This is a genomic window from Pseudomonas fluorescens (assembly GCF_030344995.1).
Taxonomy (GTDB): Bacteria; Pseudomonadota; Gammaproteobacteria; order Pseudomonadales; family Pseudomonadaceae; genus Aquipseudomonas; species Aquipseudomonas fluorescens_BF.
In genome coordinates this window covers 2,717,053-2,736,971 of the sequence record NZ_CP128260.1, presented here as the reverse complement: position 1 = coordinate 2,736,971, position 19,919 = coordinate 2,717,053, and the positions used below count along the sequence as shown (strand labels likewise).

The window sequence follows — 19,919 nt, the reverse complement described above, 5'->3', positions numbered from 1 at the left end:
GTTCGCCTGAAAAAGCGTAGCAGCTGATTGCTCCAATCAACCCGCAATCTGCGGTCTATGCTCCAGTGACATTTCCCGCTGGGGCCGTCCGGTATGCCCGCAACGCCAGTCCTGCTGATCCGCCCCGGCCACCTGTTGCTGCTCGGTGTGCTGAGCCTTGGTGGCTGCCTGCGGCTGGGCCCGGATTTCCAGCCACCGGCGGAGGAATGGAGCAAGCAATGGCAAAGCCCGGCGCTGGAACAGGCCAGCGAACGCGGGACGCTGCCGGATCTTCGCCAGTGGTGGCAGGTGTTTGCCGATCCGGTGCTCGACCGCTTGATCAGCGACGCCGAAGCCCGCAACAGCAGCCTGAAAATCGCCGGCCTGCGAGTCCTCGAAGCCCGGGCGCAACTGGGCATCGCCGACAGCGGTCGCTACCCGCAACTGCAGCAGGCCAGCGCCGACAGCCTATACATCGACCGTCACCAGTCCGGCGGCAACAACCCTCAGGATTTGCACTTCTGGCAGCACAGCGCCGCGTTCGATGTCGGCTGGGAACTGGATTTCTGGGGTCGATTCAGCCGCGCCATCGAGTCCGCCGACGCCAGCTACTTCGCCGCTCAGGCCAACTACGAAGACGCCCTCGTGCTGCTGCGAGCCCAAGTGGCCGACACCTATTTTGCCCTGCGCACCACCGAAGCCCGGTTGCGGGTCGCCCGGGAAAACGCCGCCCAGCAAAAGCGCAATTTCGAGATCACCGAAAAACTCTTTCGCAGCGGCCAGACCGCCGAACTCGACCTGCAGCAGGCCAGAACCCAATACCTCGGTACCCTGAGCAGCATTCCGGCGTTCGAAGATCAATTGCTGCGCACCCGCAATGCGCTGGCGGTGCTGGTCGGCCAGCCGCCCGGTGGCGCGGCGTTTCTGGCGGAGCAACCGGGGCTGATTCCGCTGGTGGATCGCGCGGTGTTGCAGGATGTCCCGGCCAACCTGCTGCTGCGCCGCCCCGATGTGCGCGCGGCGGAATTGAACGTTGCCGCGCAATCGGCGCTGGTCGGCGTAGCTGAAACCGACCTTTATCCCTCGCTGACCTTGCTCGGCAGCATCGTCTGGTCCAGCGACACCCTCGGCGCCACCCCGCGCAGCCTCGACCTGATCGGCGGCCCGAGCCTGCGCTGGAACCTGTTCGACTACGGCCGCATCCACAACAACATTCGCGTGCAGGACGCGCGGTTGCAGCAACTGATCGAAGCCTATCGCGACAAGGTCCGCCAGGCTGCCCGCGAGGCCGACGACGCCGCCAGCGGTCTGACCAAAGCGCTGGAACGCGAGCGCATTCTCGGCGAGGCCGAAGGCGCGGCGCGGCGTTCACTGGTGCTGGCCAACACCCAATATCGCGAAGGCTATTCGGACTTTCAGCGGGTGCTCGACGCCCAGCGGGCGTTGCTGGAGTTGCAGGACAACTATCTGGTAAGCCGCAGCAACGCCGTGAGCAATCTGATCGCCCTGTACCGCGCGGTCGGCGGCGGCTGGCAAAGCGCCGGGCCGCAGATCGATCCAGCGACCCGGCAGCAGATGCAGCAACGCACCGACTGGGGCGATCTGCTGAGCGCCCCACCGCCTCAACCGACCTATCCGATTCCCTCGCAGGTAGACCGCCATGAGTGATGAAGCGCCGCCGGATCCGGCGAAAAAAGGCATCCGCTGGGTGCTGCTGGTGATTGTGCTGAGCCTGATCTGGTACCTGCTGGCCGACCGAATCACGCCATACACCCAGCAGGCGCGGGTCGGTGCATTCGTGATCCCGGTGGCGGCGGAAGTCGCGGGCCGGGTGATCAAGGTCAACGTGCGCAACAATCAGGACGTGCAGGCCGGCGACATCCTCTTCGAGCTCGATCCGCAGCCGCTGCAGATCGCCGTCGACCGGGCCCGCGCCGATCTGGAAAACACCCGGCGCACGGTCGGCGCCAGCACCGCCGGCATCGCTTCGGCCCAGGCGTCGTTGCGGGCCGCACAAGCCAATGAGCTCAAGGCGCGCCAGGACAATCGGCGGCTGGAAGGTTTGTATAGAGAAGATCCGGGCACGGTGTCCGTAAGGCTTCTGGAAGTGTCCCGGGCCAACCACGAAGCGGCGGTCAGCAAGGTCGCCGCCGCCAAGGCCGAAGTGCTGCGTGCGCAGGAGCAGGAAGGCGGCAACACCGACACCAACGCCAAACTGCTCAGCGCCGCCGCCACGCTGGCCAAGGCCGAACTGGATCTGGCCAACACCCGCATTGGCGCGCGTTCGGCGGGGCTGATCACCGACCTGCGCACCGACGTCGGCCAGTTCGCCGCTGCCGGCAGTCCGGTGATGACGCTGATCACGATCCAGGACGTGTGGGTCAGCGCCGACCTCACCGAGAACAACCTCGGCCGGATCAAGCCCGGCACGCCGGTGTCGATCATCCTCGACGCCCTGCCCGGCGAAGTGTTCGACGGCCGGGTGCGCAGCGTCGGTTATGGCGTCAGCGTCGGCCAGACGCCGCCGCCCGGCACCCTGCCGACGATCCAGAACAGCCGCGACTGGCTGCGCCCGGCGCAACGTTTTCCGGTGATCATCGAGTTCAGCGAAGAGGCGAAAAAGCGCCTGTTCGAGAGTCGCTCGATACGCGCTGGCGGTCAGGCTGAAGTCATGGCGTTTCCCAGCGAAGGCAATCTGCTCAATCCGCTGGGTCGGATGTTTGTCTGGCTGATGAGCTGGCTGAGCTATGCCTACTGAGCGCAGCGTCCCGGCGCAACGGGCCTTGCGCCTGGCCTGCGGCACGGCGTTGTGCACCGCCGCCAGTTACGGCCTCGCCTTGCCGCTGTCGTTTTTGTCGCCGGTGCTCGCGGTGTTACTGCTGGCCAGCATGCCTCGACCGTTGCCGGTGAAAATGGCGCTGGTGCTGACTTTGATTGCCGCATTCACAACCAGTCTCGGGCTGTTGCTGGTGCCGTTGCTGCGTTATTACCCGGTGTGCGGCGTGCTGCTGATCGGTGTCGGTCTGTTTCTGGTGTTCACCTACGGTTTGCGCGGTGGCAACGTGCTGATCATGACCTTCCTGGTGATCGGCATGACCATGATTTCCGCCGCCGGTTTTGCCTCGTTCGAGCTGGCGATGGCGGTGATCGGCGCGCTGGTCAAAGGCCTGTTGCTGGCCGTCATCATCGTCGGCCTGAGCCACGTCCTGTTCCCGGAACCGGCCAACAGCCCCGCGCCACCACCCGCCCCCGCCCTGCCCGCCGAAGACGTGCCCCGCGTAGCGCTGCGCGCGACGCTGATCGTGCTGCCGACCTTCCTGCTGGTGCTGATCGACCCGGCCAGCTACCTGCCGATCATCCTCAAAGCCGTCAGCCTCGGCCAGCAGAGCACCACCACTCGCACGCATCACGCCGGGCGCGAATTGCTCGGCTCGACCTTATTGGGCGGGCTGCTGGCGGTGCTGTTCTGGTGCGCGTTGAGCCTGTTCGTGCACCTGTGGATGTTCTTTCTGTGGATGCTGCTGTTCGGGCTGTTTGTAGCGCGCAAACTCTATCGGCTGCACCCGACGCAACTGACGCCGGGGTTCTGGCTCAACACCCTGATCACCATGATCATCCTGCTCGGCCAATCCGTTGAGGACAGCGCGGCGGGCAAAGACGTCTACACCGCATTTGCGGTGCGCATGGGGTTGTTCATTCTGGTGACGCTCTACAGCGGTGTGATGATGCATTTGCTTGTCGCGCACCGGGAAAATAGTCAGGGGGCGACCTGACGACGGCATGTCGATTTATCAAGCGTCTTCCCGCACGCGCCGCGCCTGCACCAACAAGGCCGGCGCAAAGTGCAGCACCACCATCCTCGCCAGATGGTGAGTCAGGATAAACACCACATTCAGCCCGCCGGCGAACGCCACGATTGCGATGGTTTCAATCGCCCCCGGCATGTACGCGAGCCACAGCGACAACGCATCGCTGCCCAGCAACCGCGCCGCTGCCAATGCAAAAACCGCTGCGACCAGAATCATCAAACCGACCGACACCAACGCCGTGCGCCCGTGTCGTCCCAGCTCCGTGAGGCCGAGCCCCTGGAATCGTGAGCCGATTCGCACACCCAGAATCAGCGCCGCCAGATTCAAACTCCAGTCCGGCATGTGAAAGCCCTGCAGCCATCCTGATTTCACGAACACGGCGGTGATGATGATTGCCGTCAACATGAACGGCGCCGGCACGCCGGCGGCCAGCAGCAAGCGCCCGACCAGCACGCTCAAAATGATCAGCGAGAACACAGTCAACGCCATGCCCGTCGACAAGGGACCAACTTCGGTCACGGCAACCGGTGCCGTTCCGGGAATCAGCAAACTCACCAGCACCGTGATCAGCAGCAGCCGCATCAAGTGCACGATGATCACCTTGCTCGACGCCTGATGCGATTCCAGCAAATCAAACACCGCTGCCAGCGCGCCCGGATATACGGCCAGAAAAGCATCCGTGCGATTCCACCCTGCCCCACGCGACAGCCACCACGCGGCCAGCGCCACTTGCACTGCCAGACACAGCAGCAAGACGCCGAGGCTCGGCAACATCGTCGAGACAGTCGCACTGTCCCACGCTTCGAACATCAACCCGGTGGCAATGCCCAACGTGACCTGGATGTAGCCCAGGCCATAGGGCGTCGCTGGCGCGAATTTGAATTTGGTGACGACGAGTGCCGTCACGAGAATAGAGCCCAACAGCAAACCGTGGGGCACGCCTTCGAACTGCAACAGCGCGCCGAAGCCGGTAGCAATCAACAAACACAGAATGGATTTCATGGTCGCCTTCCTGGCTATTCAATGTGCTTTTCAGTTAGGTCAGGCGCGCAACCGTCCAATCGCACGCCGGTATTTTTCGATCCGCTCCAGATCCTCCCAACTCGGCGAGGCAATCCGCGACAGGTCGCTGTTCTCTTCCAGATCCGCCAGTTTCACCACCCGCCCGATCGGGTTCTGCGCCGCGCGCTCGACGAAGTCCTCGTAGGATTCGCCAGGCACTTTGGTCACCGATTCGATGGCGGACAAAACGGCTTCGCTGAAGCCTTCCTTGCGCAAATCCTCCAGGCTGATGCCGCAGTCCTCGACCACATCGTGCAGCACCGCGACGATGCGTTCTTCCAGGCTGCTCATGCGCAACATGACTTTCAGCGGATGCAAAATGTACGGCGCACCGCCCTTGTCCACCTGCCCCGCGTGGGCCGTGGCGGCAATCGCGATGGCGCGTTCCAGAGTCTGGATCATTTGCGTTTCCTCGGATTAGGCGCCGTACCGGCCACTGATGTAGAAATAGCGCTTGAACCAGCGCCCAATCGCCTGCAAACGCCCGGTTGGCTGCACCGGCTCGGCGTATCGCTGGAGAATCAACGAGACGAGATCAGCCTGACTCTCCCTCGGATGAGCATCCAGCAACTCGACCACCCAGGTGCATCCGGCCTTCTTCAAATGCTCACGCCATTCACCGGGCCAGCCATCCAGCTCATCCAGCGCCAACCACCGCGCACCGCCCTGCTCGACATGCCCGCCGCCAATCGATTGCTCAAGGCAGAACGGGGTCGCCGGGCGGGACAGGTCGATGCTGAAGATGTAGATGTCTTGGGTTTTGTGCTGCGGCGTAGGGGCGTTGTTGCGGCTGCCGATGTGAATCATGCGCGGTTCCGTCCGTGGGAGAGGCGTTTCAACTTGTTTCGCAGTCTACGACGTGGTGCTGATGGGGGGAACCTTTGGTGATGAGATGTGGGGAGACATGTGAAATGGTTCAAACCACCCTCTTTTGTGTAACATTTCCAAAACAGCATATTTACAAGGATGTTCACCATGTCAGGAAAACCCGCTGCCCGAGTTACTGATCCAACCTCCTGCCCGCTACCTGGGCATGGAGTAAATCCAATAGCCGCCGGCTCACCCGACGTTTTTTTTGATGGGTTACCTGCAGCCCGCCAGAACGATAAGAGCGCTTGTGGCAGCCCCATCGTGGGAGACGTCGCTTCCACCGTGCTCATCAACGGCTTGCCTGCCGCAACTGTGGGAAGTGTCGGAGGCCACGGCAATAAGGTAATCGCTGGCTCTTCAACTGTAATCATCGGAAATTCGCACACACCCGCAGAATTCGTCCCCCCGTCAGCCATGCCTCTCTGGGCCATGAAATTTGACGAAAAGTTTTGCATCGTCGGGAGTGACGGCCAACCCCTCGCCAATGTGCCGTACCACATCAAAGACGAAGCAGGCAGAGTTTATACAGGCTTCTCTGATGAATCTGGACACACACCTCGCATCGCAACTAGCAAGCAAGAAACTCTTGAAGTTACAACCGGTGTAGCCGCGCTTGAAAAATGGGAGGACGTATGACGGAGTTCTCTTGCAAAGTGCCTACAAACAAGCAGGCAAACTCCGTTAGCAACGTACCCGGCTATTTGATGCCGGCCAACATTCATTTATTTGTTGTTGTAGATGAAATCGGCAAGGATGGATTTCTAGTCAGGAAAATTTACTCTTCGCCCGACAACCCTCATCTGATCGCAAAAAATCTTTCAGAACTTCAGATCAAAAACGAAATCTGGCCGGAAAAATACGGAATGCGTTCTGTTGCACCGGATTCTGGCGCCACAGTTGCCCAACATGTCTACAGCAGTCGAAAGTACCCCTCAGGCTATATTTCCACGAGCTCTGAATTCCCAAATGGCTCACCAAGATTCGAAGGGAAAACTGTCTACATTGATATTGAAAAGGCTAAAGCAGCAGGCGCAAAGCTAGTATCAACTGATGAAATTCTAAAAGCACTCGAAGACTACAAAAAACACGCACCAAAAAACGTAGCAAAAATCGATGAAATTGCTGATTGGGTAAAGAACATCGACAAAGAAGTATTGGTTCAAGCAGATAAGGTCCCAGCGAAGGCGATTTTCACGCCTACATCCCACAAAATTACAAATGCCTTTATAAAAGGCGCGAGAGTGGTGCGGGTGTTCGGGATTGCATTCACTGCATACGATCTGAAGGTCGCGACTGAAGAGTCAATTAAACAAAACAGCATCAAGCCTATATCCGTTGAGGTTGTCAAACAGGCTGGTGGCTGGGGTGCGGCGATAGCTGGCGCCAGGATTGGCGTGGTGGTCGGAGCAGCAGTGGGAATCGAAACAGGCCCTGGCGCAGTTGTCAGCGGTGCAGTCGGGGGCATCATATTTGGCACTGCCGGTTATTTAGGTGCTACTTGGCTAACTGAATATATGCAAGAGTGAGAGCAGCATGAGCTTTATCAAAAAAATAATGGCACTGCTGAAGCCAGAACCTAGACAAGAGCAAATTGCCGGGTACAGCAAGCAGGAGCTTAAAAGCTTATTCTCTCGGCCTTTAGCTCATACCAACCTACCCGTTCAGCCTCCCACTACCTCATTGGAAAGCGCTGATATCTGCGCTTTTTTTTCGCAGTTCCTTATCGAACCTAAAGATTTATTTGAATTCGAATCACTCGTTGAATCTCACTTCAGAAAAAATAATGAAAGAACCTTCAATGATCTTCCGGTATTTGAATACGAAAGCGCATTAAGCGGAGACCGACTGATATTCTTCGCATCTTCTAGAGAATTCAACTCTGTCACGATTCGTTTAATAACTAACAGCCTTGACTTTCTAACGATGCTTAATCGCAAAAAATTCGCGGTTCCTCCGCCATGGTTTGCTTTTGAGGGCTACGAGCCTTCTTGGTGGGGAGGCAGCATGCAAGGTGCTCAAGAATATTACGACAACAACTACTTTTTCAGTTTTTTCACTCAATTGAGTGACGTTGAAAAGCAATCTTATTATTCGAGGTTTCGCGCAACTGATGAATGGATCGAAAGGTTAGAGTTAATGTACGACCCCGAGTGAGTTGAACAGGAGCATCTTCGCCTACTCTCACCGGAATGGTTGATGGAACCTTCCGAGACGAGCCAACCTCGAAACCGTAAGCGCCCCGCTCACGATCAAACACGGGGCTATGGGAGAGTTCCGCGATGAACATCCGACTGTTGCTCCTGATCGCCACTTTCAGCGTCATCCCCACCTGCGTCATGGCCGAGGGCTGCGACGTCAAGACCCGCTCCTCCAGCCCGTCGGTGCCCGCCGTCGAGACGCACAGCTGCTACGAATACGAAGGCATGCCGGTCAACGCCATCGACTGGTCATGCAGCAACGAAAGCAAGGACATGCTCAACAGCAGTAAAACCAAGGTCGAACACTGCGCCGACCACTATCAGGCCTCGTGTATCGCCACCCTCACTCAGGAATCCCTGGCCAACCCGCACTCCACCAGCAAGGACAAAAACGCCAAGGCTCTGAACATTCCGGACAGCGCGCAAGTGACAACCTATTACTACGACGTGGAGCATCTGGCGCAGGCGCGGATTGATTGCGAGAGCGGGGGTGGGCATTGGAAGGCGAAATAGCAGCGTCTAAGCGCGCATGAAAAAGGGACACCGATGGGTGTCCCTTTTTTAGATGGAGGGTGGAATCAACGCTTCATGGCCTCACACTGATTACGTAGATCCGAATTATTGATCCCCCCGCAAGTGCTGCCCTTCTTGGCCTCGCAGAATGCTCGCTGATCGTGGTCATTGATGGACGCACATGTACTGCCTTTTTCAGCCTCACACGCAGCGCGCAAATCCGAGTTATTGATACTCCCGCAAGTGCTTCCCTTCATGGCTTCACAATAGTTGCGCAAATCATGATCATAGATGCCACCGCAAGTACTGCCCTTCTGCGCCTCGCAGGAGGCTTTCAGGTCACGATCATGAATGGCCCCGCACGTGCTGCCCTCCTGCAAAGCCTGACAATAGTTGCGCTGATCGGAATCCTGAATACCGGAGCAATTGGCATACGTGTAGCCGCTGAACATCAACAGCATTGCAAGATTCAGTTTCATCTCACACTTCCTTGAGCTTGCCGGGAAACAGCCTGGCCCTGGCTGACGCAATCAAAACCAGATCAGCGTTTCATGGCCTCACACCGCGCGCGCAAATCATGGTTGTCGATATTCCCGCAACTGCTGCCACCCGTCGTGGCATTGCAGTAGGCACGCTGGTCATGGTCATCGATATTGCCGCAGGAACTGCCTCCCTGCTCCGCGTTGCACCGCGCACGCAGGTCATGATCATCGATGTTGCCGCAACTGCTGCCGCTCTTTTTGGCATTGCAGTAGGCGCGCTGGTCATGGTCGTCAATGTTGCCGCAGGAACTGCCGCCCATCTCCGCGTTACACGCCGCCCGCAAATCGTGATTGTCGATGTTGCCGCAACTGCTGCCGCTCTCCCTCGCATTGCAATAGGCACGCTGATCGTGGTCATCAAAGGATTTTTACCCATGACAAGTAAGTCACCGCTGTGTAACTACGCCCCAATGTCCCACTCCGCCACTGACCATCCCGTCCTGTTCATCGATGCCGACGCCCCACTACACGAACTCCACGCCTGCGTCAGTGAACGCCTACACGCTTTCCTCAAATACCTCGATCTCATGGCCTGCATCCGACTTTCCGATCACGCCGAACAGGACATAAACACTGTTACCACCATTGCCAGAATCATGGTGCAGGACATGAGTGATTTGTTTCGGGTGATTGAGAAGCGAAAATTGGATGTTCCGTAGCGATCAACAAAAGCACGAAATTTCGCCATGCGCTAAAAGCGTGGCAAGCGCCGAAATTCAGAACCAATAATAAAACAGTATAAAAAACTGTAACTTCTAACAGGTTCCTCAACCAAGCCAATCTCCTACTTTCCAAGAACTGGGGATCATTGCGTCTCCTGACTGACTGACAGAGGGCAAAGAAAATGGCAAACGACATCAGTGGTAACTACGATGGCGGCGACGGAAACATCTATCGCCTGGTGATCGATACTCAGGATGAGTCAAAGGGCAAATTTAGCGGCTATTTCCATAACAGTCAGACCAACCAATGGGAAAAAGTCAGTGGAGGCTATCATTTTTTCTCCGATGGTCAGGACGAGACCGTGCTCAAGGTAACAACCTCGGTCGGAGCGTGGGAGTGGGCATCGGATCACGTCAACGGTAGCCCATCCTTCCAAACATGGACCGCGAAACTAAACGGCATCCAAACGGGCGGATTTTATCGAGAGCCAGACACACGACCTAAAGCACCTACCATGGCAGAGTTGCAATACGGCCAGTAGCACGATCAAACTTAAACTAGCGCTGATCTGACGCCTTTGAAAACCAAACAACCATGCTTTGTTATACAAGGCATGGTTGCTTCATTTGATTAGAAAACAATTAAGACTACGTCGCATCGCTGCGTCAGAAGTTAGCCGGCGTATTCGCACTAATAATCTCAGCCTCATCCGCCCCGATATTCCGGAACTTATGCGGCAGCGTCGTCGGAAAATAATACCCGTCCCCCGCACTCAACACGCTCACCTGCCCGTCCACCGTCAACTCCACGGTGCCGCGCGTCACCAACCCGCACTCCTCACCTTCCGAGTGAACAATCGGCTCTTCCCCGGAACTCGCACCCGGTGCGTATTGCTCGCGCAGCAAGCGCATCTGGCGGCTGGGGACCGAGGCGCCGATGAGTAGCAGGCGCAGGCCGTGGCGGCCGAGGTCGGGTTGTTCGTTGGCGCGGAAGACGTATTGGTGTTCGCGGGGCGGCTGGTCGAAGGTGAAGAAGTCGGCCAGGGACATCGGGATGCCTTCGAGCAGCTTTTTCAGTGAGCTGACGGAAGGACTGACACGATTCTGTTCGATCAGGGAGATGGTGGCATTGGTCACGCCGCTACGCCGGGCCAGCTCGCGCTGGGAGAGTTTGTAGCTTTCGCGTACTAGTTTGAGTCGAGAACCCGTATCCATGACAGCCTTATGTGAGAACGACTTAAGGGTAATGGGGGTGGGTGGCGGGTGCCGCGCAAGTCGCGCGGATCACGTTGCTCCCGTGTCCCGGAACCGTGAAAGGCGGCTATTAAATCACGTTTGTCGGTGTTGCTCAGCAGGTTCGATGGACGGTGGGTGAAAAGTCCTTCTTGCCTTGGTAATGCGGTAACTGTGGGAGCGGGCTTGCTCGCGAAAGCGGTGTGTCAGCCGACAGGAGTATTGGCTGATATGGCCTCTTCGCGAGCAAGCCCGCTCCCACAGTTTTAGCTTGGGTGTCAGAAAAAACCGGCGGCGCCTGTGCGGGGGCCACCGCCGGGGAGGTAACTCAGATGCCGAAACGGTCGCGCAGCGAGTAGTACACCGCGCCAAGGGCGGTCAGCGGGGCCGAGAAGGTGCGGCCACCGATCATCGGCATGTGTGGCAGGGAGGCGAAGGCGTCGAAGCGTTGCGCGTCGCCGCGGATCATTTCCGAGATCAGTTTGCCGGCCAAGTGAGAGCAGGTGACGCCGTGGCCGCTGTAGCCCTGCATGTAGTAGGCGTTTTTCTCGATGCGGCCGAATTGCGGCATGCGTGACATGGTCAGCAGGAAGTTGCCGGTCCAGCGGTAGTCGATTTTCACGTCCTTGAGCTGCGGGAAGGTCTTGAGGATCTTCGGGCGGATCAGGGTTTCGATGTCGTCCGGTTCACGCGCGCCGTAGACCACACCACCGCCGTAGAGCAGACGGTTGTCGGCGGTGAGGCGGTAGTAGTCGAGCAGGTAGTTGCAGTCTTCGACGCAGTAGTTGTTGGTGATCAGGCTTCGGGCCTGTTTCTCGGTCAGCGGCTCGGTGACGCAGATCTGCGAGCCGCACGGCATGCTCTTGGCCGTCACGCGGTTGTCGAGGCCTTGCGGCAGGTAGGCGTTGCCGGCGATCAGCAGGTACTTGGCGCGGACCTGGCCTTTGGCGGTGCGCACGACGTTGGGCTCGCCGTATTTGATTTCCACCGCAGCGGATTGCTCGTAGATCTTGCCGCCCAGACGCACGATGGCGGCGGCTTCACCGAGGGCCAGGTTCAGCGGGTGGATGTGGCCGCCCTGCATGTCCAGCAGGCCGCCGACGTAGGCGTCGGAACCGACTTCGCGGCGGATGTCCGCAGCGTCGAGCATCTTCAGGTTTTTATTGCCGTAACGTTCCCAGCTGCGTTTTTGTTCGGCGAGGCCCTTGAGCTGCTTGTTGTTCATCGCTGCGAAAATGCCGCCCGGGCGGTAGTCGCATTTGATGTCGTATTCCTTGATGCGCGAACGGATGATGTCGGCGCCTTCGAAGATCATGCTGCCGAGGATTTCGGCGGTCTTGTCGCCGTAGCGCTCTTCGATCACGTCGACGTCGCGGCTGTAGGAGTTGACCAATTGGCCGCCATTGCGACCGCTGGCGCCGTAGCCGACTTTCGCCGCTTCCAGCACCGTCACCTTGTAGCCGGCTTCGCTCAGGAACAGCGCCGAGGACAGGCCAGTGTAGCCGGCGCCGATGATGCAGACATCGCACTCCACCGACTCTTCGAGGATCGGGAAATCGATCACTTCGTTGCGGGTGGCGGCGTAGTAGCTGTTCACGTGTTGTTGTTTCATTTTTTTATTCTCCGAGGGTCGCCGGTTGCAGGCGACCACCGCTGTAAAAGAGTCAGAGCTTGATCCAGGTCGCTTTCAGCTCGGTGTACTTGTCGAATGCGTGCAGCGATTTGTCGCGACCGTTGCCCGACTGTTTGAAGCCACCGAACGGCGCGGTCATGTCGCCGCCGTCGTACTGGTTGACCCACACGCTGCCGGCGCGCAGGCCACGGGCGAAGGTGTGGGCCTTGCTCAGGTTGCTGGTCCAGACCCCGGCGGCGAGGCCGAAGATGCTGTCGTTGGCGATCTGCAGCGCTTCCTCGACGGTGTCGAAGGTGATCAGCGACAGCACCGGGCCGAAGATTTCTTCCTTGGCGATGGTCATCGCGTTGGTCACGCCGTCGAAAATCGTCGGCTCGATGTAGGTGCCGCCGGTTTCTTCGAGGGTGCGCTGGCCGCCGGCGATCAGCTCGGCGCCCTGCTCCCGACCGATGCTGATGTAGCGCAGCACGTTGTCCAGTTGACGCTGATCGACCACGGCGCCGACGGTGGTCGCAGGATCGAGCGCGTGACCCGGTTTCCACGCTTGCAGCGCTTCCACCAGCAGCGGGATGAATTGCTCGCGGATCGAACGCTCCACCAGCAGGCGCGAGCCGGCGGTGCAGACTTCGCCCTGGTTGAACGCAATGGCGCCGGCCGCTGCTTGTGCTGCCGCGCGCAAGTCCGGTGCGTCGGCAAACACCACGTTCGGGCTCTTGCCCCCTGCTTCGAGCCAGACGCGTTTCATGTTGCTAAGGCCTGCATAAATCATCAGTTGCTTGGCAATCGCGGTGGAGCCGGTGAAGGCCAGCACGTCGACGTCCATGTGCAGCGCCAGCGCTTTGCCGACGGTGTGGCCGAAGCCTGGCAGGACGTTGAACACGCCTTTCGGGATACCCGCATCCAGCGCCAGTTGCGCGATGCGGATCGCGGTCAGCGGGGATTTTTCCGAAGGTTTGAGGATGAACGAGTTACCTGCCGCCAGGGCCGGGGCGAATTTCCAGCTGGCCATGATCAGCGGGAAGTTCCACGGCACGATCGCAGCAACAACGCCGGATGGCTCGCGAGTCACCAGGCCGAGCTGGTCGTGCGGGGTGGCGGCGACTTCGTCGTAAATCTTGTCGATCGCTTCGGCGCTCCAGCGGATCGCGTTGGCGGTCGCCGGGATGTCGATACTCATCGAGTCGCTGATCGGTTTGCCCATGTCGAGGGTTTCGAGCAGTGCCAGTTCTTCCTGGTGTTGCAGGATCAGGTCGGCGAAGCGAATCAGGATGCGCTTGCGCTCGGCCGGGGCTTTGTTGGCCCAAACGCCGGAGTTGAAGGATTGGCGCGCGACTTCGACGGCCAGGTTGGCGTCGGTTTCATCGGTGCTGGCGACGGAGGCCAGGAAACGGCCGTCGACGGGGCTCAGGCATTCGAAGGTTTCGCCGCTGATGGCCGGGCGGTATTCGCCGTTGATGAAGGCACGGGATTCGAGGGTCAGGGACTGGAAGCGTTGTTCCCAGTCGTTGCGGGTCGTTGTCATGGTGGTGGCTCGACGCGGGGGAATTTGGGGGTGTCTGGGTGTGTGTGTTCGGCTTGAGATGGCTGCCCTCACCCTAGCCCTCTCCCAGAGGTAGAGGGGACCGACCGAAGTGTCTCGGGAGATGCACCGACGTGAACGACCGAGTCGAATATGGATTCGGTAAAAATCGTTCAGGTCGGCGTATTTCCCGAGCATCCCCGGGTCAGTCCCCTCTCCCTCGGGGAGAGGGTTAGGGTGAGGGGCTTTTGAGGGACTCACACCGTATGCAGATACCAGTTGTACTCAAGGTCAGAGATCGAGTTCTCGAACTCGGCCAGCTCGCTTTCCTTGCACGCGACGAACACGTCGATGTACATCGGGTCGATGTAGCGGGCCATGACTTCGCTGTCGTCCAGCTCACGCAGGGCGTCGCGCAGGTTGTTCGGCAGGCTCTGTTCGTTCTGCTCGTAGCTGTTGCCTTCGACCGGGGCGCCCGGTTCGATTTCGTTGGTCAGACCGTGGTGGATACCGGCCAGCACGGAAGCCATCAGCAGGTACGGGTTGGCGTCGGCACCGGCTACGCGATGTTCGATGCGCACGGCATCCGGCGAACCGGTCGGCACGCGGACGGCCACGGTGCGGTTGTCGATGCCCCAGCTCGGCGAGTTCGGCACGTAGAACTGTGCGCCGAAGCGGCGGTACGAGTTGACGTTCGGGCACAGGAAAGCCATTTGCGCAGGCAGGGTCTCCAGCACACCGCCGATCGCGTGGCGTAGCGCGGCGTTCTGCTCGGGATCCTCGCTGGCGAAGATGTTGTTGCCTTCTTTATCCAGAATCGAAATGTGTACGTGCAGACCGTTGCCCGCCTGGCCCGGATACGGCTTGGCCATGAAGGTGGTGTCCATCTCGTGGTCGTAGGCGATGTTTTTCACCAGACGCTTGAGCAGGACGGCGTAGTCGCACGCCTTGATCGGGTCGGACACGTGATGCAGGTTGACTTCGAACTGCGCCGGGGCGCTTTCCTTGACGATGGCGTCGGCAGGAATGCCCTGCTCTTTCGCGCCTTCGAGGATGTCTTGCAGGCAGTCGACGTACTCGTCCAGATCGTCGATCAGGTAGACCTGAGTCGACACCGGACGCTTGCCCGAAACCGGTGAACGCGGCGATTGCGGACGACCGTTCACGTTGTCCTGGTCGATCAGGTAGAACTCGAGTTCGAACGCGGCGCAGATGGTCAGGCCCAGCGCATCAAACTTGCGCACCACATTGGCCAACACTTCACGCGGGTCGGCGAAGAACGGCTCGCCTTCCAGTTCGTGCATGGTCATCAGCAGTTGTGCGGTCGGACGCTTCTGCCAAGGCTCGATGCTCAGGGTGCCGGGGATCGGGTAGCAGATACGGTCGGCGTCGCCGATGTCCAGGCCCAGGCCGGTGCTTTCCACCGTGGAGCCATTGATGTCGAGGGCGAAAAGCGAGGCCGGCAGGTTGATGCCTTTTTCGTACACCTTATGAAGACTGGTGCGCTCGATGCGCTTGCCGCGCACCACACCGTTCATGTCTGCAATCAGAAGGTCGACGTACAAAACCTCAGGATGTTTCTTAAGGAATGCGTTTGCTTCGTTGAGTTGAACGGCACGCAGAGGGACCGACATGATGCACCTATTTAGCTGTTAATTATTATGTTCACTGCTGTTTCGCGGAGCCAGTCAACCCGAACGGCAAAGTGAAGTCAATAGCGAACACCTGGCCGTTCAGCGTTTATTTTTCGGGCTTTTTTTAACACTCTCGTGCCAAAGCAGGCGCCAGATGCCCGGGAATCATGAAGATTTGATGAGCGGCGTTTAGAATTTTTTACATGGGAGTTGTTAATTAAAATCAACGAGGCTAAGCTCCGGAAAAGCTCGTTCAAGTGTCAAACTTCGAGGTGAATAAAAATGGCATTCAAGCCATTGATCGGCGTTACTGCGTGCGTCAAACAGATTGGCCTGCACCCCTATCACATCAGCGGCGACAAGTACGTTCGCGCTGTCAGCGTTGCGGCGCTGGGGTTGCCCGTCGTCATTCCTTCCCTTGGCAAACTGACTGAAATCGAAGACCTGCTGGGTCAGCTCGACGGTCTGTTGCTGACCGGCTCGCCGTCCAACGTGGAACCTTTCCACTATCAGGGCCCGGACAGCGCTCCCGGTACGGATCACGATCCGGCGCGGGATGCCACTACCCTTCCTCTATTGCGTGCAGCCATCGCGGCGGGCGTTCCGGTACTCGGCATCTGCCGCGGTTTCCAGGAAATGAACGTGGCGTTCGGCGGCAGCCTGCACCAGAAGGTGCATGAGCTGCCGGGCATGCTCGATCACCGCGAAGCCGACAGCCCGGATGTCGCCGTGCAATACGCCCCGGCTCATGCCGTGTCGGTACTGCCCGGTGGCGTGTTCGAAGCGCTGGAGCTGCCGGATGAATTCCAGGTCAACTCGATTCACAGTCAGGGCATCGACCGCCTCGCTCCCGGCCTGCGCGCCGAAGCGGTGGCGCCGGACGGCCTGATCGAGGCGGTCTCGGTGGAGCACAGCCCGACCTTCGCCCTCGGCGTGCAATGGCACCCCGAATGGCAAGTGCTGGACAACCCGAACTACCTGCGGATTTTCCAGGCGTTCGGCGACGCTTGCCGCCAGCGTGCGGCGCGACGCAGCCAGCGCTGACGCCACCCAACGATTGCAAAACCATTTACTGCCCCCGCGAGGTCGGCGGCTGCGCGCTTGCGCATCCGTCATCCGCGATCAGCAACACACCGCGAAAACAAAAAGCACCACCCGGCAGCCAGGACGGCGGCGCCGAACAACCCGCACGGTGCGGGTCTGCAATCCACTCTTAAGCCAGGCCGCGTTGGCCCGGCGACTGAAACCTGTTGGGAGTTTCACATGGCAAACGCCTCCAGCACTTACAGGAAGGCTCTTGAAGGTCATCAGCAACCGAAAAAGGTTCTGGTGAAAGTCGATCGAGTCACCAAGAAGTTCGACGAAACCACTGCGGTGGACGATGTGTCCCTGGAGATCCATCAGGGCGAAATCTTCGCCCTGCTCGGCGGCTCCGGCTCGGGCAAATCGACCCTGCTGCGCATGCTCGCCGGTTTCGAACGGCCGACTGAAGGACGCATTCTGCTCGACGGTGTCGACATCACCGACATGCCGCCGTACGAGCGGCCGATCAACATGATGTTCCAGTCTTACGCCCTGTTCCCGCACATGACGGTTGCGCAGAACATCGCCTTCGGCCTCAAGCAGGACCGTTTGCCGGCCAGCGAAATCGACGCCCGTGTCGAAGAAATGCTGCGCCTCGTCCACATGACCCAATACGCCAAACGTCGCCCGCATCAGCTGTCCGGCGGTCAGCGTCAGCGCGTGGCCCTCGCCCGCTCCCTGGCCAAGCGTCCGAAGCTGTTGCTGCTCGACGAACCGATGGGCGCGCTGGATAAAAAGCTGCGTTCGCAGATGCAGCTGGAACTGGTGGAAATCATCGAGCGCGTCGGAGTGACCTGCGTGATGGTGACCCACGACCAGGAAGAGGCCATGACCATGGCCGAGCGCATCGCGATCATGCACCTGGGCTGGATCGCCCAGATCGGCAGCCCGGTCGACATCTATGAAGCACCGGTCAGCCGCATGGTCTGCGAATTCATCGGCAACGTGAACGCCTTCGACGGCACCGTGGTCGAGGACCTTGAAGGTCACGCGATCATTCACAGCCCGGACTTGCAGCAAAAGATCTACGTCGGTCATGGCGTCAGCACTTCGGTGCAGGACAAGTCGATCACCTACGCGATCCGCCCGGAAAAAATGCTCGTCAGCACGATCAAGCCGGAGACCCGCTACAACTGGTCCGAAGGCAAGGTGCATGACATCGCCTACCTCGGCGGGCACTCGGTGTTCTACGTCGAGTTGCCAAGCGGCAAAATCGTCCAGTCGTTCATGGCCAACGCCGAACGCCGTGGCGCGCGTCCGACCTGGGACGACAAGGTCTACGTCTGGTGGGAAGACGACAGCGGCGTGGTACTGCGCTCATGAAAACCTTCAATCAGCAATTCCTGCGCCTGGTGCCCAGCGGGCGAAAGTTCGTCATCGGCATCCCGTTCATCTGGCTGTTCCTGTTCTTCATGCTGCCGTTCTTCCTGGTGATGAAGATCAGCTTCTCGGAAGCCGCGCTGTCGATCCCGCCGTACTCGGAGATCTACACCTACGCCGAACAGAAATTTCAGCTGTTCCTGAACATCGGCAACTACACCATGCTCGGCGAAGACGAGCTGTATCTGTCGGCGTACCTCGGTTCGCTTAAGGTCGCGGCGCTGAGCACAATGATGTGCCTGGTGATCGGTTTCCCGATGGCTTACGCGATCACCAAGGCCAGCAAGGAAGCGCAAAACGTCCTGCTGCTGTTGATCATGATGCCGACCTGGACCGCGATCCTGATCCGCGTTTACGCGTGGATGGGCATCCTCAGCAACAACGGTTTGCTCAACGCATTTTTGATGTGGACCGGGCTCACCGATCACCCGATCGAGATCCTCAACACCAACACGGCGGTGTATATCGGCGTGGTCTATGCGTACCTGCCATTCATGGTGCTGCCGCTCTACGCCAACCTGGTGAAACACGACGGCAGCCTTCTGGAAGCTGCGCAGGATCTGGGCTCGAGCAACTTCAACAACTTCTGGAAAATCACCGTACCGCTGGCCAAGAACGGCATCATCGCCGGCTGCATGCTGGTGTTCATTCCGGTGGTGGGCGAGTTCGTGATTCCGGAACTGCTGGGCGGCCCGGAGACCCTGATGATCGGTCGCGTACTGTGGCAAGAGTTCTTCAATAACCGCGACTGGCCGGTGGCATCTGCTCTGGCGGTGGTGATGCTGTTGATCCTGATTGTGCCGATTCTGCTGTTCAACCGCAGCCAGGCCAAAGAGATGGAGGGACGGGGATGAAACGCTTCGGATTTTCAAAGTTCATGCTGATCTTCGGCCTGATGTTCATCTATCTGCCGATGCTGATTCTGGTGATCTACTCGTTCAACGCCTCCAAACTGGTGACGGTCTGGGGCGGCTGGTCGGTGAAGTGGTACGTCGGTTTGCTCGACAACACTCAGTTGATGGGCTCGGTGGTGCGTTCGCTGGAAATCGCCTGCTACACCGCTGTCGCAGCGGTGGCGCTGGGCACACTCGCCGCGTTCGTGCTGACCCGCGTGACACGTTTCAAGGGTCGTACGCTGTTCGGTGGCCTGGTCACCGCTCCGCTGGTTATGCCTGAGGTGATCACCGGTCTGTCGCTGTTGCTGCTGTTCGTGGCGATGGCGCAACTGATCGGCTGGCCCCAGGAGCGTGGCATCGTCACCATCTGGATCGCCCACACCACGTTTTGTGCCGCTTATGTGGCGGTGGTAGTCTCCGCCCGCTTGCGTGAGCTGGACCTGTCGATCGAAGAAGCAGCGATGGATCTGGGCGCGAAACCGTTCAAGGTGTTTTTCCTGATCACCATCCCGATGATCGCGCCGTCGCTGGCAGCGGGCGGCATGATGTCGTTCGCCCTGTCGCTGGATGACCTGGTATTGGCGAGCTTCGTATCGGGGCCTGGTTCCACCACCCTGCCGATGGAAGTGTTCTCGGCCGTGCGTCTGGGTGTGAAACCCGAGATCAACGCCGTGGCCAGTTTGATTCTGCTGGCGGTGTCGCTGGTGACCTTCCTGGTCTGGTACTTCGGCCGCAAGGCAGAAGCCAACCGCAAGCGTGCGATTCAGGAAGCGATGGATCAGACCGCCAACGAATCGTGGCAGCAACCGCAACCTCAACGAGTAGCAGCGACGGCCTAGGGCCGTCGCGTTTTACGGCTTTGCGCTTTTGCTTAAAAGCTTTTGAATAAAAAGAATGGAGTTTCAC

The 19,919-nt window shown here is 59.1% G+C and carries 21 protein-coding genes and 1 pseudogene; 13 read left to right on the top strand and 9 right to left on the bottom strand.

Annotation, left to right across the window (positions count from 1 at the left end):
• The first annotated feature begins 93 nt into the window (after nt 1-93).
• Genes QR290_RS12435 through QR290_RS12425 form a run of 3 tightly spaced genes read left to right on the top strand, consistent with a single transcriptional unit; the run spans nt 94 to nt 3,752 of the window.
• Nucleotides 94-1,647 (top strand): TolC family protein, encoded by a 1,554-nt coding sequence (locus QR290_RS12435; RefSeq protein ID WP_289205038.1) that lies wholly within the window; start codon nt 94-96, stop codon nt 1,645-1,647.
• Nucleotides 1,640-2,737, top strand: coding sequence for an HlyD family secretion protein (locus QR290_RS12430; RefSeq protein WP_289205037.1), 1,098 nt, complete (start codon nt 1,640-1,642; stop codon nt 2,735-2,737). The genes QR290_RS12435 and QR290_RS12430 overlap by 8 nt, the downstream gene beginning before the upstream one ends.
• Nucleotides 2,727-3,752 carry a DUF2955 domain-containing protein gene (locus QR290_RS12425; RefSeq protein ID WP_289205036.1) on the top strand — a complete coding sequence of 342 codons (1,026 nt, stop codon included), beginning with the start codon at nt 2,727-2,729 and terminating at the stop codon, nt 3,750-3,752. Before QR290_RS12430 ends, QR290_RS12425 begins: the two co-directional genes overlap by 11 nt.
• Before the next feature lie 18 nt (nt 3,753-3,770).
• Here QR290_RS12425 and QR290_RS12420 read toward each other — a convergent pair whose 3' ends face one another.
• Genes QR290_RS12420 through QR290_RS12410 form a run of 3 tightly spaced genes read right to left on the bottom strand, consistent with a single transcriptional unit; the run spans nt 3,771 to nt 5,657 of the window.
• Nucleotides 3,771-4,790 (bottom strand): AbrB family transcriptional regulator, encoded by a 1,020-nt coding sequence (locus QR290_RS12420; RefSeq protein WP_289205035.1) that lies wholly within the window; start codon nt 4,788-4,790, stop codon nt 3,771-3,773.
• Between the two features lie 39 nt (nt 4,791-4,829).
• Entirely contained in the window at nt 4,830-5,252 is a 423-nt protein-coding gene (locus QR290_RS12415; RefSeq protein WP_289205034.1) for an HD domain-containing protein, read from the bottom strand.
• 15 nt (nt 5,253-5,267) lie between these two features.
• Entirely contained in the window at nt 5,268-5,657 is a 390-nt protein-coding gene (locus QR290_RS12410; RefSeq protein WP_115077370.1) for a hypothetical protein, read from the bottom strand.
• Nucleotides 5,658-5,825: 168 nt separating this feature from the next.
• Here QR290_RS12410 and QR290_RS12405 point away from each other — a divergent pair, with 168 nt between their 5' ends.
• From QR290_RS12405 to QR290_RS12390, 4 genes are all read left to right on the top strand, one after another.
• Nucleotides 5,826-6,356, top strand: coding sequence for a PAAR domain-containing protein (locus QR290_RS12405; RefSeq protein ID WP_080770648.1), 531 nt, complete (start codon nt 5,826-5,828; stop codon nt 6,354-6,356).
• On the top strand, nt 6,353-7,246 hold the full coding sequence (locus QR290_RS12400) for a glycine zipper family protein (RefSeq protein WP_240321685.1): 894 nt from the start codon (nt 6,353-6,355) through the stop codon (nt 7,244-7,246). Before QR290_RS12405 ends, QR290_RS12400 begins: the two co-directional genes overlap by 4 nt.
• A gap of 7 nt (nt 7,247-7,253) precedes the next feature.
• Nucleotides 7,254-7,874 carry a hypothetical protein gene (locus QR290_RS12395; RefSeq protein ID WP_289205033.1) on the top strand — a complete coding sequence of 207 codons (621 nt, stop codon included), beginning with the start codon at nt 7,254-7,256 and terminating at the stop codon, nt 7,872-7,874.
• Between the two features lie 125 nt (nt 7,875-7,999).
• Nucleotides 8,000-8,431, top strand: a complete 432-nt coding sequence (locus QR290_RS12390) for a hypothetical protein (RefSeq protein ID WP_289205032.1) — start codon at nt 8,000-8,002, stop codon at nt 8,429-8,431.
• 65 nt (nt 8,432-8,496) lie between these two features.
• On the opposite strand, the gene QR290_RS12385 is transcribed toward QR290_RS12390, so the two are convergent.
• Both QR290_RS12385 and QR290_RS12380 read right to left on the bottom strand, forming a co-directional pair.
• Nucleotides 8,497-8,910, bottom strand: a complete 414-nt coding sequence (locus QR290_RS12385; RefSeq protein ID WP_289205031.1) for a hypothetical protein — start codon at nt 8,908-8,910, stop codon at nt 8,497-8,499.
• 62 nt (nt 8,911-8,972) lie between these two features.
• Nucleotides 8,973-9,338 (bottom strand): annotated as a pseudogene (locus QR290_RS12380) (hypothetical protein); the annotation flags it as partial.
• Between the two features lie 9 nt (nt 9,339-9,347).
• Here QR290_RS12380 and QR290_RS12375 point away from each other — a divergent pair.
• Both QR290_RS12375 and QR290_RS12370 read left to right on the top strand, forming a co-directional pair.
• Nucleotides 9,348-9,632 carry a fructose-bisphosphate aldolase gene (locus QR290_RS12375; protein ID WP_289205288.1) on the top strand — a complete coding sequence of 95 codons (285 nt, stop codon included), beginning with the start codon at nt 9,348-9,350 and terminating at the stop codon, nt 9,630-9,632.
• 185 nt (nt 9,633-9,817) lie between these two features.
• Nucleotides 9,818-10,177 (top strand): hypothetical protein, encoded by a 360-nt coding sequence (locus tag QR290_RS12370; RefSeq protein ID WP_115077364.1) that lies wholly within the window; start codon nt 9,818-9,820, stop codon nt 10,175-10,177.
• 124 nt (nt 10,178-10,301) lie between these two features.
• Here the strand turns inward: QR290_RS12370 and QR290_RS12365 are convergent, their stop codons facing one another.
• The 4 genes from QR290_RS12365 to QR290_RS12350 all read right to left on the bottom strand — a co-directional run bounded on the left by QR290_RS12365 (nt 10,302) and on the right by QR290_RS12350 (nt 15,654).
• A complete protein-coding gene (locus QR290_RS12365; protein WP_007957093.1) occupies nt 10,302-10,850 on the bottom strand; it encodes a cupin domain-containing protein in 549 nt (182 codons plus the stop codon).
• 346 nt (nt 10,851-11,196) lie between these two features.
• Nucleotides 11,197-12,480 carry an NAD(P)/FAD-dependent oxidoreductase gene (locus tag QR290_RS12360; RefSeq protein WP_289205030.1) on the bottom strand — a complete coding sequence of 428 codons (1,284 nt, stop codon included), beginning with the start codon at nt 12,478-12,480 and terminating at the stop codon, nt 11,197-11,199.
• A gap of 52 nt (nt 12,481-12,532) precedes the next feature.
• Nucleotides 12,533-14,023 (bottom strand): aldehyde dehydrogenase, encoded by a 1,491-nt coding sequence (locus tag QR290_RS12355; RefSeq protein WP_289205029.1) that lies wholly within the window; start codon nt 14,021-14,023, stop codon nt 12,533-12,535.
• A 254-nt stretch (nt 14,024-14,277) separates the two neighbouring features.
• Nucleotides 14,278-15,654: a glutamine synthetase family protein gene (locus QR290_RS12350; protein WP_011333558.1), complete on the bottom strand. Its 1,377-nt coding sequence runs from the start codon at nt 15,652-15,654 to the stop codon at nt 14,278-14,280.
• Nucleotides 15,655-15,936: 282 nt separating this feature from the next.
• On the opposite strand from QR290_RS12350, the gene QR290_RS12345 reads away from it, so the two are divergent.
• The 4 genes from QR290_RS12345 to QR290_RS12330 all read left to right on the top strand — a co-directional run bounded on the left by QR290_RS12345 (nt 15,937) and on the right by QR290_RS12330 (nt 19,852).
• Nucleotides 15,937-16,698, top strand: coding sequence for a gamma-glutamyl-gamma-aminobutyrate hydrolase family protein (locus tag QR290_RS12345; RefSeq protein WP_115077362.1), 762 nt, complete (start codon nt 15,937-15,939; stop codon nt 16,696-16,698).
• 219 nt (nt 16,699-16,917) lie between these two features.
• The gene (gene potA, locus QR290_RS12340) at nt 16,918-18,060 is read left to right on the top strand and encodes a polyamine ABC transporter ATP-binding protein (protein ID WP_007957110.1); all 1,143 of its coding nucleotides are present in this window, start codon (nt 16,918-16,920) and stop codon (nt 18,058-18,060) included.
• A 29-nt stretch (nt 18,061-18,089) separates the two neighbouring features.
• Nucleotides 18,090-18,971: an ABC transporter permease subunit gene (locus tag QR290_RS12335; protein ID WP_371321054.1), complete on the top strand. Its 882-nt coding sequence runs from the start codon at nt 18,090-18,092 to the stop codon at nt 18,969-18,971.
• On the top strand, nt 18,968-19,852 hold the full coding sequence (locus tag QR290_RS12330; RefSeq protein WP_085708655.1) for an ABC transporter permease subunit: 885 nt from the start codon (nt 18,968-18,970) through the stop codon (nt 19,850-19,852). The genes QR290_RS12335 and QR290_RS12330 overlap by 4 nt, the downstream gene beginning before the upstream one ends.
• The last annotated feature ends 67 nt before the right edge of the window (nt 19,853-19,919 follow it).

Coding starts and splice junctions, on each gene's coding strand:
- QR290_RS12360 (WP_289205030.1), bottom strand. CDS start 12,480: ATGAAACAACAACACGTGAACAGCTACTACGCCGCCACCCGCAACGAA.
- QR290_RS12330 (WP_085708655.1), top strand. CDS start 18,968: ATGAAACGCTTCGGATTTTCAAAGTTCATGCTGATCTTCGGCCTGATG.
- QR290_RS12395 (WP_289205033.1), top strand. CDS start 7,254: ATGAGCTTTATCAAAAAAATAATGGCACTGCTGAAGCCAGAACCTAGA.
- QR290_RS12345 (WP_115077362.1), top strand. CDS start 15,937: ATGGCATTCAAGCCATTGATCGGCGTTACTGCGTGCGTCAAACAGATT.
- QR290_RS12425 (WP_289205036.1), top strand. CDS start 2,727: ATGCCTACTGAGCGCAGCGTCCCGGCGCAACGGGCCTTGCGCCTGGCC.
- QR290_RS12390 (WP_289205032.1), top strand. CDS start 8,000: ATGAACATCCGACTGTTGCTCCTGATCGCCACTTTCAGCGTCATCCCC.
- QR290_RS12410 (WP_115077370.1), bottom strand. CDS start 5,657: ATGATTCACATCGGCAGCCGCAACAACGCCCCTACGCCGCAGCACAAA.
- potA (WP_007957110.1), top strand. CDS start 16,918: ATGGCAAACGCCTCCAGCACTTACAGGAAGGCTCTTGAAGGTCATCAG.
- QR290_RS12375 (WP_289205288.1), top strand. CDS start 9,348: ATGACAAGTAAGTCACCGCTGTGTAACTACGCCCCAATGTCCCACTCC.
- QR290_RS12355 (WP_289205029.1), bottom strand. CDS start 14,023: ATGACAACGACCCGCAACGACTGGGAACAACGCTTCCAGTCCCTGACC.
- QR290_RS12420 (WP_289205035.1), bottom strand. CDS start 4,790: ATGAAATCCATTCTGTGTTTGTTGATTGCTACCGGCTTCGGCGCGCTG.
- QR290_RS12415 (WP_289205034.1), bottom strand. CDS start 5,252: ATGATCCAGACTCTGGAACGCGCCATCGCGATTGCCGCCACGGCCCAC.
- QR290_RS12435 (WP_289205038.1), top strand. CDS start 94: ATGCCCGCAACGCCAGTCCTGCTGATCCGCCCCGGCCACCTGTTGCTG.
- QR290_RS12350 (WP_011333558.1), bottom strand. CDS start 15,654: ATGTCGGTCCCTCTGCGTGCCGTTCAACTCAACGAAGCAAACGCATTC.
- QR290_RS12430 (WP_289205037.1), top strand. CDS start 1,640: ATGAGTGATGAAGCGCCGCCGGATCCGGCGAAAAAAGGCATCCGCTGG.
- QR290_RS12400 (WP_240321685.1), top strand. CDS start 6,353: ATGACGGAGTTCTCTTGCAAAGTGCCTACAAACAAGCAGGCAAACTCC.
- QR290_RS12365 (WP_007957093.1), bottom strand. CDS start 10,850: ATGGATACGGGTTCTCGACTCAAACTAGTACGCGAAAGCTACAAACTC.
- QR290_RS12385 (WP_289205031.1), bottom strand. CDS start 8,910: ATGAAACTGAATCTTGCAATGCTGTTGATGTTCAGCGGCTACACGTAT.
- QR290_RS12405 (WP_080770648.1), top strand. CDS start 5,826: ATGTCAGGAAAACCCGCTGCCCGAGTTACTGATCCAACCTCCTGCCCG.
- QR290_RS12370 (WP_115077364.1), top strand. CDS start 9,818: ATGGCAAACGACATCAGTGGTAACTACGATGGCGGCGACGGAAACATC.